Source organism: Paenibacillus sp. JL3B1040, from assembly GCF_057063165.1.
In genome coordinates this window covers 4,072,431-4,088,834 of sequence record NZ_CM169317.1, presented here as the reverse complement: position 1 = coordinate 4,088,834, position 16,404 = coordinate 4,072,431, and the positions used below count along the sequence as shown (strand labels likewise).

Annotated in this window: 16 protein-coding genes; 11 read left to right on the top strand and 5 right to left on the bottom strand. The window is 56.8% G+C overall.

Annotation, left to right across the window (positions count from 1 at the left end; genetic code table 11):
• Window positions 1-7: 7 nt before the first annotated feature.
• The 9 genes from ACZF99_RS18435 (at window position 8) to ACZF99_RS18395 (ending at window position 9,588) form a co-directional block, all read left to right on the top strand.
• Entirely contained in the window at window positions 8-163 is a 156-nt protein-coding gene (locus ACZF99_RS18435) for a hypothetical protein (RefSeq protein WP_483606523.1), read from the top strand.
• Window positions 144-308 (top strand): hypothetical protein, encoded by a 165-nt coding sequence (locus tag ACZF99_RS18430; protein WP_483606522.1) that lies wholly within the window; start codon window positions 144-146, stop codon window positions 306-308. The genes ACZF99_RS18435 and ACZF99_RS18430 overlap by 20 nt, the downstream gene beginning before the upstream one ends.
• A 190-nt stretch (window positions 309-498) precedes the next feature.
• Window positions 499-1,683 (top strand): GntR family transcriptional regulator, encoded by a 1,185-nt coding sequence (locus tag ACZF99_RS18425; RefSeq protein ID WP_483606521.1) that lies wholly within the window; start codon window positions 499-501, stop codon window positions 1,681-1,683.
• Between the two features lie 1,129 nt (window positions 1,684-2,812).
• Window positions 2,813-4,129, top strand: coding sequence for an ABC transporter substrate-binding protein (locus ACZF99_RS18420; protein ID WP_483606520.1), 1,317 nt, complete (start codon window positions 2,813-2,815; stop codon window positions 4,127-4,129).
• A 27-nt stretch (window positions 4,130-4,156) separates the two neighbouring features.
• Window positions 4,157-5,044, top strand: a complete 888-nt coding sequence (locus ACZF99_RS18415; protein ID WP_483606519.1) for a carbohydrate ABC transporter permease — start codon at window positions 4,157-4,159, stop codon at window positions 5,042-5,044.
• Complete coding sequence (locus tag ACZF99_RS18410; RefSeq protein WP_483606518.1) at window positions 5,041-5,967, top strand: carbohydrate ABC transporter permease; 927 nt, start codon at window positions 5,041-5,043, stop codon at window positions 5,965-5,967. Before ACZF99_RS18415 ends, ACZF99_RS18410 begins: the two co-directional genes overlap by 4 nt.
• Window positions 5,968-5,995: 28 nt before the next feature.
• Window positions 5,996-7,069 carry a glycoside hydrolase family 76 protein gene (locus ACZF99_RS18405; RefSeq protein ID WP_483606517.1) on the top strand — a complete coding sequence of 358 codons (1,074 nt, stop codon included), beginning with the start codon at window positions 5,996-5,998 and terminating at the stop codon, window positions 7,067-7,069.
• Window positions 7,070-7,086: 17 nt separating this feature from the next.
• The gene (locus ACZF99_RS18400; protein ID WP_483606516.1) at window positions 7,087-8,184 is read left to right on the top strand and encodes a glycoside hydrolase family 76 protein; all 1,098 of its coding nucleotides are present in this window, start codon (window positions 7,087-7,089) and stop codon (window positions 8,182-8,184) included.
• A 135-nt stretch (window positions 8,185-8,319) separates the two neighbouring features.
• A complete protein-coding gene (locus ACZF99_RS18395; RefSeq protein WP_483606514.1) occupies window positions 8,320-9,588 on the top strand; it encodes a glycoside hydrolase family 125 protein in 1,269 nt (422 codons plus the stop codon).
• Window positions 9,589-9,597: 9 nt separating this feature from the next.
• Here the strand turns inward: ACZF99_RS18395 and ACZF99_RS18390 are convergent, their stop codons facing one another.
• A complete protein-coding gene (locus ACZF99_RS18390; protein ID WP_483606513.1) occupies window positions 9,598-10,467 on the bottom strand; it encodes an AraC family transcriptional regulator in 870 nt (289 codons plus the stop codon).
• A gap of 189 nt (window positions 10,468-10,656) precedes the next feature.
• Here ACZF99_RS18390 and ACZF99_RS18385 point away from each other — a divergent pair, with 189 nt between their 5' ends.
• Window positions 10,657-11,787, top strand: a complete 1,131-nt coding sequence (locus ACZF99_RS18385; protein WP_483606512.1) for a glycoside hydrolase family 88 protein — start codon at window positions 10,657-10,659, stop codon at window positions 11,785-11,787.
• 82 nt (window positions 11,788-11,869) lie between these two features.
• Here ACZF99_RS18385 and ACZF99_RS18380 read toward each other — a convergent pair whose 3' ends face one another.
• Window positions 11,870-12,211 carry a cupin domain-containing protein gene (locus ACZF99_RS18380; protein ID WP_483606511.1) on the bottom strand — a complete coding sequence of 114 codons (342 nt, stop codon included), beginning with the start codon at window positions 12,209-12,211 and terminating at the stop codon, window positions 11,870-11,872.
• Window positions 12,212-12,425: 214 nt separating this feature from the next.
• On the opposite strand from ACZF99_RS18380, the gene ACZF99_RS18375 reads away from it, so the two are divergent.
• A complete protein-coding gene (locus ACZF99_RS18375; protein WP_483606510.1) occupies window positions 12,426-12,599 on the top strand; it encodes a hypothetical protein in 174 nt (57 codons plus the stop codon).
• Window positions 12,600-12,703: 104 nt separating this feature from the next.
• Here the strand turns inward: ACZF99_RS18375 and ACZF99_RS18370 are convergent, their stop codons facing one another.
• From ACZF99_RS18370 to ACZF99_RS18360, 3 genes are read right to left on the bottom strand one after another with little or no spacing between them, the layout of a single operon-like run.
• The gene (locus tag ACZF99_RS18370; RefSeq protein WP_483606509.1) at window positions 12,704-13,432 is read right to left on the bottom strand and encodes a rhamnogalacturonan acetylesterase; all 729 of its coding nucleotides are present in this window, start codon (window positions 13,430-13,432) and stop codon (window positions 12,704-12,706) included.
• A gap of 31 nt (window positions 13,433-13,463) precedes the next feature.
• Complete coding sequence (locus ACZF99_RS18365) at window positions 13,464-14,951, bottom strand: UxaA family hydrolase (RefSeq protein ID WP_483606508.1); 1,488 nt, start codon at window positions 14,949-14,951, stop codon at window positions 13,464-13,466.
• Window positions 14,948-16,375, bottom strand: coding sequence for a tagaturonate reductase (locus ACZF99_RS18360; protein WP_483606507.1), 1,428 nt, complete (start codon window positions 16,373-16,375; stop codon window positions 14,948-14,950). Before ACZF99_RS18360 ends, ACZF99_RS18365 begins: the two co-directional genes overlap by 4 nt.
• Window positions 16,376-16,404: the final 29 nt, after the last annotated feature.

Sequence of the window (16,404 nt, the reverse complement as noted above, 5' to 3'; positions counted from 1 at the left end):
GATTCATATGCGGAGCGGAGCGATTGAAGCCGGCGGAACGAAGTTCGTGTGCGGCAGAGAAAGAATGAGCGGGGGGGAGATCGAAGTCAGCATCTTGTTTCCGGTTCCCGACGGAGCTTCCGGAACCGACCCTGGAGCGGGATATGGCCTATTTCACCGATAAAGACGCGGAAGTGTTCGGCTTAGGTTCGTTTGGCCCGCTGGGCCTGGATCCGGATTGCGCCCGTTACGGTCATGTGACGACAACGCCAAAGCCGGGCAAGTTAAAATCGCAATTTAACGTTCCCTATGGCTGGGTACGGATGTGAATGCCGCCGCTTTAGGCGAGGCGAAATGGGGCGCGACCCAGAGGCTGGAAGACCTGGCGAGCCGCAACTGATACCCTGGGGGCAACGGTTTCGCAGGCAGAATCAAACATGGTTCGACAATCGATATATATCATGATATATTATAATATATATCATGTCCTTTTTAGTGAGGAAACGCGGGAGGAACGTCATGAGTGAAAGCACCTCGTCCAAACCGATGTACGAGAAAATCTTCGATGATGTGAAGCGGCAAATCCTGGAGCAAAGCTATAAGCCCGGCGACCGGATTCCGTCGGAGAAGGAGTTGGCCGACGAGTATGGGGTGAGCCGGATTACGAGCAAAAGAGCGCTCGAAATGCTGGCGGCCGAGCACATCATCGTGCGAAAGCCGGGCCGCGGCTCGTTTGTCGCCGAACCGGAGGCTGATGGGAGAGGCGTGGCGGAACAGGGCCGGCAGGAGGGAGCATACGGCGGAACCGGTGCGGGCCGGGAAGTCGCCGGGAAGCTGATCGGCGTCGTGTTGACGGATTTCGCCGGCAGTTACGGAACCCGGCTAATCTACGGCATGGAGGATGCCGCGCGGGAGCAGGAATGTTATCTCGTCCTGAAGCGGACTTTCGGCATCCAAGAGAACGAGGAGGAGACGATTCGCAAGCTGTTCCGGCTCGGCGTGGACGGATTGATCGTATTTCCGGCACAGGGGGAGTATTTCAATGCGGAAATCCTAAAGATGGTGATCGAACGCTTCCCGTTGGTGCTGATCGACCGGGAATTGAAGGGCGTGGCCGCGGCCTCCATCAGCACCGACAACGTGAAGGCGGCGCAGGAGGCGGCGGAGTATTTGTTCGATCTCGGGCACGCCCATATTTCGTTATTGTCCCCGCCACCGATCGACACGTCTGCCGTCGAGGAACGGATCGAAGGGTTCGTGCAGGCGCACGCCGGCCGCGGCATCGCGGCGGATCGGGAGCTATGGATCAGCGATCTGACCTCCACTCTGCCGAACTCGTTCAGCGACGAAAATATCGAGCGGGACATTGACAAAATCATGCGGCATTTGCAAGCGCATCCGTCGATTACGGCGTTTTTCGCCATCGAGTACAACATTGCGCTGCTGGCCAAAGCCGCCGTGACACGGCTCGGGCTTCGTATTCCCGAGGACGTGTCGATCATCTGCTTCGACAGCCCGCAGTTTCGCATCGGCGAAGGGTATGCTTTCACCCATATGCGCCAAAGCGAAGAAGACATGGGCAAGCTGGCCGTAGAGAACGTGCTGGCACTGCTCGAGAACCGGCCGGCGGCCAACAAAATCAAGTTGCCCGCCGCGCTCGTTCCGGGAGAATCCACCGGCCCCGCCAGGGTGAGCCGCAAGTAGCGGACGGTTCGCCCGCCCGATCGGTCGGCAACTGCCGGCCATGGGCGGAGCCCTTGCCGCTTCCGCGGCGGCAGATAGCAGCAGCGGCCCGTGGGCGGAGCCCTTGCCGCCTTCTGCAGCGGCAGATAGCAGCAGCGGCCCGTGGGCGGAGCTCTGGCCGCCTCCGCGGCGGCAGACAACGGCAGAAGCCCATGGGGCGGAGCTGATGAGGCTTGCAAGGCGGTGGCGACTACAGGCCTTCGCTGAACGGAGCTAACGACGCCCCCGAGCCGGCCAACTCCCGTTCTCAAATGCCGGTCAACTGCAAAACTGCAGTTAATTTCCGGCATTTTTGCGTTACCGGGCTTTTGTAATGCAAAAGTGCATCTGATTAATGGCGATTCGGCTGAAGGAGCCGATCTGAGCGAAAATTACCTGCACTTTCGCATTTGAAAGCCGCCTTAAGCACTTTTTGCCGATAATCGCCTGCACTTTTGCATTTGACGGTTAAGTCGCTCCTGGGGGATAAAGCGGAAAGGGCAGAAAGGGGCAATAAGGTGAAGGAGGTGAAAGAGGTGAAAGAGGGGGGAGAGGGAACGAAGGAGGAATGAGAAGGAAAGTGAAGAGAAAGAGAAGTGAATAGCAGAAGTAGAGGAATTAGAAGTAGTAGAAGTAGTAGAAGTAACAGAAGTAACAGAAGTAACAGAAGTAACAGAAGTAACAGAAGTAGCAAAAATAGCAGGAGTAACACAAGTAACACAAGTAACACAAGTAACAGAAGCAGTAGATGCAGAAGTAGATGGAGGTAAATAGAAGTAAGTAGTAAATAGAAGTTAGTAGTAAATAGAAGTTAGTAGTAAATGGAATAAACGGTTTGTTAGGAAGAAAAGGACAGAGGGTTGGAAGTGTAGGCAACGAAAAGGGAAGCTGAATGGAGTAAAAATTGAAACTTTCAAACAAGGACCTCCGTACGGGAAGGGCCTTTTTTGTCATGTCGGAAAGAGGGGAGGAGGAGTTTGGCATGTATTTCATATATCAGTGTAATCGCCCTTTTTCCTTATTGACATAATAATATGATACCAATATACTATATTTGTTGAAAACGCTTTAATTGCGATGCGATTCGATACGAAAAGGGGAGGTTTATGGGATGAAAAAGTGGATGCTTGTCATGCTGGCGACGGTTTTGTTCGGCGCGATGCTGGCCGGCTGCGGGGGAAGCGGCAACAGCGGAAACAGTGGCGACAGTGGCAGCGACAGCGGCGGAGACGGCGGAGATGGCGGCAATAGCAAGAAAGTGCAGCTGACGTTCTGGGGCGACTGGGGCGGAGAAGGGCAAAAGCAGTTCGAAACGATGGTTGACGCCTTCAACAAGTCGCAGGACAAGATCGAAGTCAAATACGTGCTGCAGCAGGATATGGTCACGAAGTTTCTGACGGCCGCGACAAGCGGCGGATCGCCGGATATTTTGTTCTGGGACCGCTGGAGAACGGCGTTGTACGCTCCGAAAAACGTGCTTCGCCCGATCGACGATTACCTGGAGCGCGACGGCGTGAACAAGGGAGATTTCTACGACGAGTCCTTAAAGGAACTGACGTATGGCGACAAATTATATGGCCTGCCGTTGACGGTGGATGCTCGCGCGTTGTTCTACAACAAGAAGATGTTTGCGGATGCGGGCCTGGAGGCGCCGACGACGTGGGACGAATTGGAGCAGGCCGCCAAGACGCTGACGAAATGGAACGGCAGCAAGCTCGAAACCGCCGGTTTCTCGATGGCCGATCCGGGGCTGTTTAACATGTACCTGCAGCAAGCCGGCGGGCAAATGCTCGGCGAGGACGGCAAAACCAATTTCAACAATGCGCAGGGCAAGCAGGTACTGGAGTTTTGGCAGCGCTTGCTGAACGAAGACAAAGTGTATAAGGTCGGTTTCGAGGAAGGTCTCGGTGAAGGGACCGACGCGTTCGTGACCGGCAAGGTCGCGATGCTGTATACCGGACCGTGGATGATGAGCACGTACAATAAATACGGCAAGGATCTGGAATACGGCATCGTTCCGCCGCCGGCAGGTCCAAACGGCGACAAGGGCAGCGTTATGGGCGGCTTCGGGCTCGTTATTCCGCAAGGCTCCAAGCATCCGGACGAAGCGTGGGCGTTCATCAAGTGGTGGACGGCGAACAAAGACAACGCCTTGCTGTGGGCCAAGACGAGCTTGAACCTGCCGGGCTTCAAACCGGCGCTGCAGGACGCGTTCTTCACCGAGGACCCGCTGTGGAAGCCGTTTACGGAGACGCTGGAATTCGCCAAGACGCGTCCGACGCATCCCGGTTATTCGGTCATGGAGGAGAACGCGCTGATCCCGAATCTGGAGCTGCTGCTGCAGAACAAGCAATCGATCGACGATACGCTGAAAAAAGCCCAGGAGCAAGGCGACAAGCTGCTTGCGGAAAATGCGGTCGCGAACTAAATCCGGCCTCTGAAAGGGGAGCGAAGAATGGCATCCGTCCATAAGCTTGAACGGCATCAGGCCCGAATGGCCTATCTGTTCATCACGCCAACCATGCTGTTGTTTGCCGTATTCATGGTCATCCCCGTCGTGATGGCCCTTTACCTCAGCTTCACCAACTATGATGTGCTGAGCAGCAACGATTGGGTCGGGCTGGACAATTACCGCCGCCTGATCGGGGACACCCTGCTCTGGCAGACTTTCATGAATGTGTTCTATTACGCGGTCGTTTTCGTGCCGCTCAATCTGTTGATTTCCTTGCTGCTGGCGATGCTGCTCAACAAAAAGAAGGGCGGGGTCAAGCTGTTCCGCACGTTTTATTACCTGCCGACCTTGACCTCGGCCGTCGCCGCGGCCACCGTGTGGATCTGGATGCTGCATCCCGAATACGGGCTGATCAACGGGCTGCTCTCATATATCGGCATCACCGGCCCGGCCTGGGTGTCGCAGACGGAAACGGCCATGCTGTCGATCATCGTCATGACGTTGTGGCAGTCGGTCGGCTCCAATATGATCATCTATTTGGCCGGCCTCCAGGGCGTGCCGGATTACCTGTACGAATCGGCCCGGCTGGACGGGGCGTCGCGGTTCGCCTGCTTCCGCTACATCACCTGGCCGCAGCTTCGCCCGACGACGTTCCTCGTCAGCGTCCTGTCGATCATCGGCGCCTTGCAGCTGTTTGACCAGGCGTTCGTGCTGACGCAGGGCGGCCCGGCGAACGTCACCAAAACCCCGGTGTACCTGATCTATCAGCAGGGCTTTAACCAACTGCAAATGGGGTATGCCTCAGCGCAGGCGTTCGTGCTGGCGATGGCGATTCTCGTATTTTCAATGATCAGCATGAAAATCACCAAAGCGGAGGAGCCGATCGTATGAGGAATCCAGAAACGACGAGAACCGGCGTCGGCACCCGTCACGTACAATTTGGCGTTCCGATGCGGAAGAGATTAGCCAATGTGCTGTTTTATACGGTTGGCGCCATCATCGCGGTCATTATGTTTTTGCCCTTTTACTGGAGCGTGCTCACTTCCTTTAAACCGGATGAAGAGATGTTCTCCATGCCGATTAAATGGTTCACGACCAACCTGACTTTCGAGCACTATTACAACGCGTTTACGACCGTGCCTTTCGGGCTTTATTTCTGGAATTCCTTTCTGCTGGCGGCGGTCGGCGTGTTGCTCAACCTGTTCTTCGGCTCGCTGAGCGGCTATGCGTTCGCCAAGCTGAATTTCCGGATGAATCAGCCGTTCTTCCGAGTTCTGCTCGTTTCCATGATGGTGCCGGGAATCGTCACGATGATCCCCAGCGTTTACGTGCTGCGGCATATTCCGCTGGTCGGGGGGAATGACCTGTTCGGCAGCGGGGGGCACGGGCTGATGAACTCGTTTTGGGGGATTATTTTGCCGGGAGCATCCGGCACGTTTGCCGTTTTCTTCATGCGCCAGTTTTTCCTGACGCTGCCGAAAGACATGATGGAAATGGCACGGATCGAAGGCTGCGGCGAGTTCAAAATCTTCTGGCGCATTTATTTGCCGCTGACCAAGCCGGCGCTGGCCACGCTGGGGATTTTCACGTTCCAAGCAGGCTGGAACGGCTTCCTGTGGCCGATGATCGTGCTGAACGATCCGGCGAAGGCCACGATTCAGATGGGGCTGCAGGCTTTTTCGTACAACTATCAGACGGACTATGGGCCGATGATGGCGGGGGCGCTGGTGGCGATCCTGCCGATTCTGGTATTGTTCCTGCTGCTGCAGCGGTATTTTATCCAGGGCATTGCCTTTAGCGGAATCAAAGGATAGGGACAGAAGGACAGATGGGAGAGATTACATGAAGACCACCACGAAGGAAACCGACTTGCGGCGGCAACGGGCCGATCTGGCCCAGACCGCGCTGGATGAAGGATTCTGGAACGAAGCGATCCGGATGTACAATATTCAAACGCCTTGCGAAAACGGGGCGTGCAACGAGATTTTTCATTACTGGTGGATGGCGCATGCGGTTGACGTGCTGGCTGACGGACTGCGGCGCACGGGGGAACGGCGGTATGCCAAGCGGCTGGAAACGCTGTACGACGGCCTCCTTCGGCGTAACGGCGGGGCTTGGCCCAATGAGCTGTACGATGATATGGAGTGGATGGCGCTTGCTTGGCTGCGCGCTTATCAGGCTACCGGTGAACCGCGCTACAAGGAGGCCTCCCTGCTGCTGTGGCAGGACATCCAAACCGGGTGGAACGAGCAGATGGGCGGCGGAATCGCCTGGCAGAAATCGCAGCTCGACTATAAAAACACGCCGGCCAACGCCCCCGCCGTCATCCTGGCGGCCAGGTTGTACCAAGCGTTTGGCGATCCGGACGATTGGGCTTGGGCGCAGCGAATTTACGATTGGCAGGCGGCGAACCTGGTCGACCCGGCCACCGGCCTGGTGTGGGACGGCATGAACCGCACGGGGGACGGCGCGATCGACAAGGATTGGAAGTTCACTTACTGCCAAGGCGTCTTTATTGGAGCTTCGGTGGAAATGTACCGGGTAAGCGGAGAAGCGGTCTTCCTGGAGGCGGCGCTTCGCACGTTTCGCGTCGTTCTCCAGGAGTTTGCCACCGGCGAAACCGGTCTGCTGCCGGAGGAAGGGGGCGGCGACGCCGGGCTGTTCAAAGGCATCCTGATTCGCTATTTGGCGGAGCTGGCCCGGGAAATTCCGGGGGCGCCGGAAGAAGTGGCCGCTTTCATCAGCCGCCAGGCGGAAACGGCCTGGAAGACGCAAGACGGGGCGGCGCTGCCGCTCTTCGCCACCGATTGGGGGAGAGCGCCCGGCGAAGGCGAGATCGTCCAGCTCAGTGCGCAACTGAGCGGGGTCATGCTGCTGGAGATGGCGGCGGCACTGCATCCCGGGTTGCCGGATTAAAGGGAGGAGGAAGCGGAATGAGCGAAAACCAAGGCGAAGGCGAAGGCAGACAGCCGACAAGGCCATCCGGAGTTTGGGCGGCCCGGGCGGAAGAGATGCATCGGGACTTGTTCGCCTGCTATATGAACGAGGATACCGGCATTCTCGATCAATGGTTTCCCCGCGCGGCGGGCCGGGCGGGCGAAAATTTCTACTACTGGTGGCAGGCCCACGTCCTCGACGTGCTGACGGACGCCTATGAGCGAAGCGGCGACTCCGCGCTGCCGGAGCGGATCGGGCGGTTTTGCCGCAGTTTGGAACGCTATAACGGCGGCACGTTTATCCATCATTATTACGACGACATGGAATGGACGGCGCTGGCGCTGCTGCGGGCGTACGACGCATTGGGCGATCCCTGGTACAGGGAGAAAACGCTGGAGCTGTGGGCGGATATCCAAACAGCCTGGAACGAACATTGCGGCGGCGGGATGGCCTGGAAGAAAGACCAGCTCGATTACAAAAATACGCCGGCCAATGCGCCGGCCGCCATTTTGGCGGCCCGGCTTTACCGGCGATTCGGCCGTGAAGCGGATCTCGCCTGGACTAAACGCATTTACGAGTGGAACAAAGCTCATCTCGTCGATCCGACGACCGGCTTTGTTTGGGACGGCCTGAACCGGCTGGGCGACGGCCGGATCGACAAGGACTGGAAATTTACGTATTGCCAAGGGGTGTTCATCGGCGCGGGCGTGGAACTGTACCGATGCACCGGCAATCCCGGTTATCTGCAGGATGCCCGGCGAACCGCGGCCGCCTGCTTCGACGAGCTTGCCGAGCCGGACAGCGGGCTGCTGCCCGACGAAGGGATCGACGATACCGGCCTGTTCAAGGGGATTCTGATCCGCTATTTGCTGGAATTGCTATGGGCGGACCCGGATCATCCGCGCGTTGCCGAAGGGATTATGGCCAATGCGAAGCGGCTGTGGAGCGAAGGCATGCGGCAGTCGCCGCTGCTGTGCGGGCCGGATTGGAAGGCGCCGCCGCAGCTTCCGGTACAGCTTAGCGTGCAGCTCAGCGGCCTGATGCTGCTGGAAGCGGCGGCCGCGCTGGAAGCCACCGTCCGAGATCAAGCCTGAAAGGAGACGGCGGAAGATGAATGAAATAAATGAAATATTCAATATAACAAATAGGGTTAAAATTTGGAACAGGATGTGATACATTGAGGAAGGAGGCAATACATCCTAATTTTTCGAATACAAGGAGAATAGTCCATGACAGAACACTTAACCCAAGCCGATATCATCGCATTCGTCGAAGAAAAGATGCAGCATCGCCCGAAGATCGTCGATATGTTCAAGAAGTGTTACGAGAATACGCTGGAAACGACGATTCACCGCCATGAGGACGGCACCGTCTTCATGCTGACCGGGGATATCCCGGCCATGTGGCTGCGGGATTCCGTCAACCAGCTTCGGCCTTATTTGATCCCGGCCGCGCACGACGCCGGACTGCGGGACGTGATCGAAGGCGTGCTGAGAACGCAATGCCGGTCGATTCTGAGAGACCCTTATGCCAACGCTTTTAATGAATTTGACAATTACCGCGGCCATCACCAGGACCTCACCGAGATGTCGGGTTGGATTTGGGAGCGCAAATACGAGATTGATTCGCTTTGTTACCCCATTCAGTTGGCGTACTTGTATTGGAAGAACACCGGCGAAACGAAGCATTTCACGCCGGAATTCAAGCGGGCTGCCGAGTTGATTTTGCAAACGTGGCGGACCGAACAGCGGCACGAGGAACAGTCGAAGTATACGTTCGTCAGGGAAAACGGCGGAGAAACCAACACCCTCCCGGGCAAGGTCGCCTATACCGGCATGACCTGGTCGGGCTTCCGTCCCAGCGATGATGCTTGCAAATACGGCTACCTGGTGCCGTCGAACCTGTTTGCGATCGTGGTGCTGGGGTATTTGCTGGAGATCAATGAACGGTTTTACGGAGACGACGAATTCGCCGGGGAAGCGCGCGCACTGCGGGAGGACATCCGACAGGGGGTAGAACGGCATGCCGTCATCGAGGACGAGGAGTTCGGAAAGGTGTATGCGTACGAGGTTGATGGCCTCGGCGGCGTGAATCTCATGGACGATGCCAATGTGCCAAGTCTTTTGTCGTTGCCTTATCTCGATTACTGCAGCAAAGACGATCCGGTATATCTGAACACGCGCCGGATGATCCTTAGCCGCCGCAATCCTTACTACTATGAAGGAACCTATGCCAAAGGGATCGGCAGCCCGCATACACCGGCCGATTATATCTGGCATATTGCCTTGTCCATTCAAGGCATTACGGCAACGAACGAGGCGGAGAAAAACGCGCTGCTCGACATGTTCGAGCGGACCGATGCCGGTACAGGGTTGGTGCATGAAGGCTTCCATAAGGATAACCCGGAGAAATATACGCGGGAGTGGTTCTCCTGGTCCAACGCCATGTTCGTCGAATACGTGTTAAGCATGTGCGGCTTGGAGATCAAGATGAAGTAAGCCCTTACGTCAATAAAACTGCCGGACGGTATCGCGGTAGGTTTGCGGGGTTATGCCTTTCCATTTTTTGAACAAATGGCAAAAATACGCTTCTCCCAACCCGCCCACCTCACGGCCGATCTGCTTGACCGACTTGGAGGTCAACATGAGCAGGGCGCAAGCCTCCCTGACCCGCCGGGCCGCGATATAGTCCGACAGCGTGCGTCCCGTATGCTGCTTGAACAAATGCGACAGGTGGTAAGGAGACAGGTGGAGATCCTCGGCGATGCGCTGCAGCCTGAACGGCTCCTTGAAATGGGCTTCAACCCAGTCCATGATGTGCTCGACATGCTGCGTCGCTTTCCCCTGCCCGGCATCGGCGGCGACTCCGTCCGCGAATACGTGCAGTTGAAGATGCCTTAACAGCGCCAGGAAGAAGAGTCCCAGCTCTTCCTCGATGGTTGCCGGCTCCTTCGACCGCAGCATCTCGAAGTCTTCCAGCAAATTCGGCAGCCGCTGATCCGCCTGCAGTTGGAAGACTTGCTGCCGCAAAACGCCCCGCCACACTTTTCTGAAGAAGAAACGCAGCTTCGGGAACGCAGCCAGCCAGGGCTCAACCAGATGCGGGTTAAAGGTAAGATTGGTGCGAATGTAGGATGCCTCCCCGTGAGCGGGCACTTCCACGCGGTGAAGCTGATAGGGCTGAAAGAAGACAAGCGTTCCGCTTTGCAAAGGATACGTGACGTCCTCCACGGCAATCTCGCCGGCCCCCTGATGAACGTAAAGCATTTCGATTCCCTGGTGGGCATGAACCATTTTCCAATGGATTTCTCTGGTTTCCGTTCGATAAGCGAACGTGTAGCCGTCCGCTCCGAGATCCATGGATTCGCGATATTCCATGCCATGATCCTCCCGTTAAATAAAAGCAAGATTTCTCTATATCATAACAGGTTAAATGACAAAACGGTACAGGCCGGCCAAACCGCTTGAAATCGCAATTTAGCGATATAATCACACAACTCAACGCAATGGATCTCCAATTATAATGAGGGTAAAAGCAATGAGACAACCCGAATTGGAGGAAGAGTCATGTGGGCACAAGCGATTCAACAAGCCGTCGAGCAAACGAAACGCAATATCGAACGGTTCGGGGAGCAGTTCCCCCACGTAAGCAAGGATGGCCGCCATTATGAGCTTAACGCGAATACCGATTGGACGGACGGGTTCTGGTCGGGCATTTTGTGGCTCAGCTACGAATATACGGGAGATTGGCGGTTCCGCGATGCGGCAGTGCGCACGGTGGATAGTTTCCGCCGCCGGCTGGAGGAGAACCCGGCCAGTCTGGACCATCACGACATCGGCTTCCTGTATTCCTTGTCGAGCCAAGCCGGTTGGATCATCGAAAAGGACGAAGCGGCCAGACAGCTCACGCTGCAGGCGGCGGACGTTTTGCTGAAGCGCTGGCGGGAGAAGCCGCAGCTGATCCAGGCATGGGGGCCGGAGAACGACCCGGAGAACGGCGGCCGGATCATTATCGACTGCCTGATGAACCTGCCTTTGCTGTACTGGGCTTTCGAGCAAACCGGCGAGGAGAAATACCGGGAGATTGCCGGAATCCATGCCGAAAAAAGCCGGCGTTATCTGGTAAGGGGGGACGATTCCTCGTACCATACGTTTTATTTCGATCCGCTTACCGGGGATGCCGTGCGGGGAGGAACGCATCAAGGCTACCGCGACGGTTCCACCTGGACGCGGGGGCAAGCCTGGGGCATTTATGGCTTTGCTTTGGCTTACCGCGCTTTGGGACGGCCGGAATTTTTGGAAACCTCCAAACGGATGGCCCGGTATTTTATCGACCGTGTTCCCGAAGACCACGTTGTCTACTGGGATTTTGACGCTCCGCAGGTCCCGGAAACGAAGCGCGACAGCTCGGCCTCCGCGATTGCGGCCGCCGGGATGCTGGAATTGATCGGGCATATGGCGGCGGATGATCCGCTTAGGGATGAGCTGCAGGAGGCCGTGCATCGGTCGATGTCTTCGCTCGCGCGAAACTATGCGCCGGACCCGGCTTCCGGCGACCACGGCTTTATCCGGCACGGCTCTTATTCCGTCCGTGGCGGAGCCTCGCCCGACGACTACACGATCTGGGGCGACTATTTCTATCTGGAAGCGCTCATGCGCCTGGAGAAGGGGCTTCCCGGCTACTGGTACGGACGCTAGACTGCTCCGCAATGATCACGACAAACGGGGCGTTCCGCGGTTGATTTCGATAACCGCAGGACGCCCCGTTTTTGCATGTCCGTTAAATGTTTTGCGCGTATTCCGGCGAAGGGACTTTGGTCAGCACGACGTACAGGCTGGAGGGCTCGGTTCCGTCATTGCGGTAGGAGAAAGCTTCGGCTCCCTCCAGATGCAGCACTTCGCCCTGAACGAGCGGCGAGGTTGCTCCGTCCACCGTAACGGCCCCGCTGCCTTGCAAGGCAAGGATAAACACATCGGTATTCGGATGCGTATGGGTCGGCAGCTCTTGCCCCGGCATAAAGTTCAGCACGAACACGACGCTTTCTCCCTTTTTGAAGGCGATGCGTTTGGTGAATTTCTCGGTTTGGTAGTCTTGAAGCTCGGATAACACTAACTTTTCCATGGATAGGTTCCTCCTTGAACCGGCCGTACGAACCGGATATTTCGTATGTTCCTATGTTAACACCCAGCCGCCGGCTTATTCTTGATCCAGATCAAGATCGGAAAAATATTGTCCTATTTCAAAACTCCCGGAAATGGACTCTACTGCAAAATGAAGTAAATTGGAGAAAGACCAATGGATGTTTTTTGAAAATGTGGCGAAAGGAGTAACGCTCGTGAAACGTTATCCGGGGATGGACCAAGAAGTGGTCATGATGGAAATCAAGCGGCTCAAACAGAAAGCCGACCGTTTGCTTGCCATGTCGATCCGGCTGAATCAGCCCAGCTTGGCGGACGAGGCGGAGCGCTTATACCAGCAAATCGACAGGTTGGCCTTGCTCACCGGGTGATTTGACGCAGCTGCATTTCATATATGGAATGATAAGATAACGCAAAAAGCCATTGCCTGACCTGAAGCGGCCGGGAAATGGCTTTTTTGCTGTCCTTAACATCATTACGGTTCGCTAGAAGGGAGGTCCAAATCGGCCGCCGCCGCTCCGGTCATCTGCCGGCTCAGTTCCCCCAGCGCTTCCGACTGCCCGATGGCTTGGGCGACCAGCCTGGCGATATGGCGGGCGCCGGGATCGGAGAAATGCGTATCGTCCCGGATGCCGTCGGGATAATTCGGATGGGCTCCCGCCGGCAGATGCATGAACAGATGGCGGGAGCCCTCTTCGCCGAGCGCCCGGTACAACCGTTGCGAGGCGGCAAAAATATCGAGCAGCGCCGTCCCGCCGGCGGCAGCGACCTCTTTCATCGCCGCCGGATAAGCGCCGACGGCGAGCGGGTCCGGGGCGCCGTCCGCCGTAAACCGCCGGCGGCTGACGGAGGTAAGCAGCACCGGCGTCCCGCCCAGTCGGCGGGCGGCGGCGACAAACCGGGCCAGATTGTCCCGGTACGCTTGCTCCGGATCGGCGTAACGGGCGGGATCCTCCCGTTTGCCGTCATTGTGGCCGAATTGGATGAACAAATAATCTCCGGCCCGAAAATCCCGCTCGATCGCCTCCAGCCGGCCTTCCGCCAGAAACGACTTGGTGCTGCGCCCGTTGACGGCCCGATTATCGATGCGAACGGCAGAGCTGAAGTAATCCTGCAGGTATTCTCCCCAGCCGGTCATCGGCTTCTCGGCAGGGCCTTTTGGCGCAGCGGTGGAATCGCCGGCAATAAACACGGTAAACGGCATTCTCAGTATCTCCTTCCCCATAAGGGTGCGATTACAACGTCACTCCGGTTTTGAAAATGGCCAATTCCCGCACCTCGTTCTCTTCGTTCCGCGTTTTGCGGCCGCTGGCCACCTCGATAATGTAAGCGATAAATTGTTCCAACACTTCTTCCATCGGGGTTTCCAGCAGCGGACCCGCGTTGAAATCCATCCAATGTCCTTTTTTGGCAAAAAGCTCGCTGTTGGTTGCGACTTTAACGGTCGGCACAAAGCTGCCGAACGGGGTGCCGCGGCCGGTCGTGAACAGGACGAGCTGGCAGTCGGAAGCGGCCAGGGCCGAGCTGGCCACTAGATCATTGCCCGGCGCTTGCAGCAAGCTTAGGCCTTTCTTGCGCAGTTTCTCGCCGTATTGCAGCACATCGACGACCGGAGCGGTTCCCGCCTTTTGCGTACAGCCCAGCGATTTGTCCTCCAGCGTGCTGATGCCGCCCGCTTTGTTCCCGGGCGACGGATTTTCGTACACGGGTTCGCCGTAGGACAGGAAATACTGCTTGAAGTTATTGATCAGGGCAACGATCTTGTCAAAAACCTCCCGGTTCTCCGCCCGAGCCATCAGCATTTTTTCGGCGCCGAACATTTCGGGCACTTCCGTCAGGATGGTGGAGCCTCCTTGAGAAACGAGAAAATCGGAGAAGGCGCCGAGCAGCGGATTGGCCGTGATGCCGGAGAAACCGTCGGACCCGCCGCATTTCAGGCCGACATTTAACTCGCTGAGCGGAACCGGCTCGCGTCGGTCATTCCGGGCCGCCTCGTACAATTCCTCGAGCAGCGAAAGTCCGGCCTCGACTTCGTCGCCAACTTCCTGGGCGACCAGGAACTTCACCCGGCTCTCGTCATAATCGCCCAGCATTTCGCGGAATTCGGCGACGATATTATTCTCGCAGCCGAGGCCAAACACAAGCACGCCGCCCGCGTTAGGATGATTCACGGCATCGAGCAAAATGCTCCGGGTCATCCGGTGGTCGTCGCCAAGCTGCGAACAGCCGTACGGATGCTTCAGAACGGTGATGTTGTCGAAGGGGCCGAGATCGGGATGCGCCGCCTTAAATCCGGCGATCAACAGTTCGGCGATCCCGTTCACGCATCCCACCGTAGGAACGATATAAAGGTCGTTGCGGATGCCGACCCTGCCGTTTTCGCGGCGATACCCCTCGAAAGTAAGCGGGCGTTTCGGATGGATGACCGGATTGAGATCCGGCACATATTCGTATTGCTCTTCGCCTGCCAGATTGGTTCTAATATTGTGCGTATGCACCCATTCGCCTGCGGCGATGTCGGCCTCGGCATGGCCGATCGGGTAGCCGTACTTGATCACGTCCGACCCGGGGGCATGGGGAGCGAGGGCGATTTTGTGGCCTTGCGCGATCTCATTCACCGCTTGCAGTTCATGCCCGTCGATCGCGAGTTTTTCCCCCGCCCGAATGGGGCGGAGCGCCACGGCGACCGTATCGCGCGGATTCATTTTCATGAGCGTTTTCATCTTCCTCCTCCTCCTATCCTTGCCTGTGTCAAAGCCGAGCGGGTTCCCCGTTCTTCTAGCAAAGTCAGGCATGCTTGAAGCTTTATTTGCAGATCGGGCACGGCAGTCAAATCCATTCCCCACAGACTGTTTTCCTTCAGGATCGTCGTTACGAAGGTTTGCGGGGCGGCCCAGGCTCGATCGAAGCGGGCGATCACCTCCACGCCGTCCTGCCGATTGACCTTATCCCCCCGGTAGCTAAGCAAAAGCGCGGCAAAGGCCAGCGTGATCAGCGGAGGCAACTGGCCTCGTTCCGCTTGATAACGCAAAAGGATCGGCAGCAGGCGAGTCTTGAATTTCGAAATGCTGTTGAGATAAATGGACTTCAGTTCATGCCGGATTGACGGATTTCTAAAACGTTCCAGCACCGCTTCGGCATAGGACTGCAATTCCTGGTGCGGAAGGTCCAGCATAGGGATCAGTTCGTCCTGGATCATTTGTTTGACGAAAGCGGAGAAAACCTCGTCATTCATGACGTCCTCTACGGTTTCCAGGCCGGCCAGCAATCCGAGGGAAACCATAGCCGTATGCGGGCCGTTAAGCAGGTGAACCTTCCGTTCACGGTAAGGGGTCATATCTTCGGTGACGACGACATTTAATCCGGCTTGGGCCAAAGGCAGGCGCTCGGCCAGCCAGGCAGGGCCTTCAATCACCCAGAACAGGAACGGTTCCGCGGCAACCATCAGGTTGTCCCGGTAACCCAACTCCTGCGCCAACTGTTCCGCCTTGTCGCGCGGGTAGCCCGGTACGATCCGGTCAACCAGACTGCAGCAAAACGTATTTTCCCGGTCCAGCCACTCCAGAAAATCGGCTCCCAAACGCCATTCCTCGGCATATTGCCGGACGATGTCGCGCAGTTTCTCGCCGTTGCGGTCAATCAGCTCGCAGGGGATAATGACAAAGCCCTTTTTGCCTAATTGGAAGCGCTTGTAAAGCAATGCCGTCAGTTTTCCCGGAAAGCTCTGTTGCGGCGCATCCTCCAGACGGTCTCCGGGGTGGTAGGCAATTCCGGCTTCGGTCGTGTTGGAGGTAATGAACTCTAGCCGGTCATTCTCCGCCAAGGCCAGGAAACGGTCATGATCCGAATACGGATTGATAAGACGGCTGACACTCGTGATGATTTCCCGATCGTTCACGGTTTCTCCATTCAGAATGCCGTCCAAAAGTACGGTGTAGAGATTGTCCTGCTCGGCAAAAAGATGGCTCGGGGCGGTTTGGAGCGGCTGAACCACGACCGCGCTGCCCTGGAACAACCCTTTGTTGTTCATTTGCTGCAGTTGCCAATCCACAAAGGCGCGCATAAAGTTTCCTTCCCCGAACTGGATTACTCGTTCGGGATAGGAGGGTAAATCAGGAAAAGTGGTTCGGGAAAGCGTTAGTGTCATGATCATGTCTCTCCTTTAGCAAAGGTTAA

Coding starts and splice junctions, on each gene's coding strand:
- ACZF99_RS18435 (WP_483606523.1), top strand. CDS start 8: ATGCGGAGCGGAGCGATTGAAGCCGGCGGAACGAAGTTCGTGTGCGGC.
- ACZF99_RS18430 (WP_483606522.1), top strand. CDS start 144: ATGGCCTATTTCACCGATAAAGACGCGGAAGTGTTCGGCTTAGGTTCG.
- ACZF99_RS18425 (WP_483606521.1), top strand. CDS start 499: ATGAGTGAAAGCACCTCGTCCAAACCGATGTACGAGAAAATCTTCGAT.
- ACZF99_RS18420 (WP_483606520.1), top strand. CDS start 2,813: ATGAAAAAGTGGATGCTTGTCATGCTGGCGACGGTTTTGTTCGGCGCG.
- ACZF99_RS18415 (WP_483606519.1), top strand. CDS start 4,157: ATGGCATCCGTCCATAAGCTTGAACGGCATCAGGCCCGAATGGCCTAT.
- ACZF99_RS18410 (WP_483606518.1), top strand. CDS start 5,041: ATGAGGAATCCAGAAACGACGAGAACCGGCGTCGGCACCCGTCACGTA.
- ACZF99_RS18405 (WP_483606517.1), top strand. CDS start 5,996: ATGAAGACCACCACGAAGGAAACCGACTTGCGGCGGCAACGGGCCGAT.
- ACZF99_RS18400 (WP_483606516.1), top strand. CDS start 7,087: ATGAGCGAAAACCAAGGCGAAGGCGAAGGCAGACAGCCGACAAGGCCA.
- ACZF99_RS18395 (WP_483606514.1), top strand. CDS start 8,320: ATGACAGAACACTTAACCCAAGCCGATATCATCGCATTCGTCGAAGAA.
- ACZF99_RS18390 (WP_483606513.1), bottom strand. CDS start 10,467: ATGGAATATCGCGAATCCATGGATCTCGGAGCGGACGGCTACACGTTC.
- ACZF99_RS18385 (WP_483606512.1), top strand. CDS start 10,657: ATGTGGGCACAAGCGATTCAACAAGCCGTCGAGCAAACGAAACGCAAT.
- ACZF99_RS18380 (WP_483606511.1), bottom strand. CDS start 12,211: ATGGAAAAGTTAGTGTTATCCGAGCTTCAAGACTACCAAACCGAGAAA.
- ACZF99_RS18370 (WP_483606509.1), bottom strand. CDS start 13,432: ATGCCGTTTACCGTGTTTATTGCCGGCGATTCCACCGCTGCGCCAAAA.
- ACZF99_RS18365 (WP_483606508.1), bottom strand. CDS start 14,951: ATGAAAACGCTCATGAAAATGAATCCGCGCGATACGGTCGCCGTGGCG.
- ACZF99_RS18360 (WP_483606507.1), bottom strand. CDS start 16,375: ATGACACTAACGCTTTCCCGAACCACTTTTCCTGATTTACCCTCCTAT.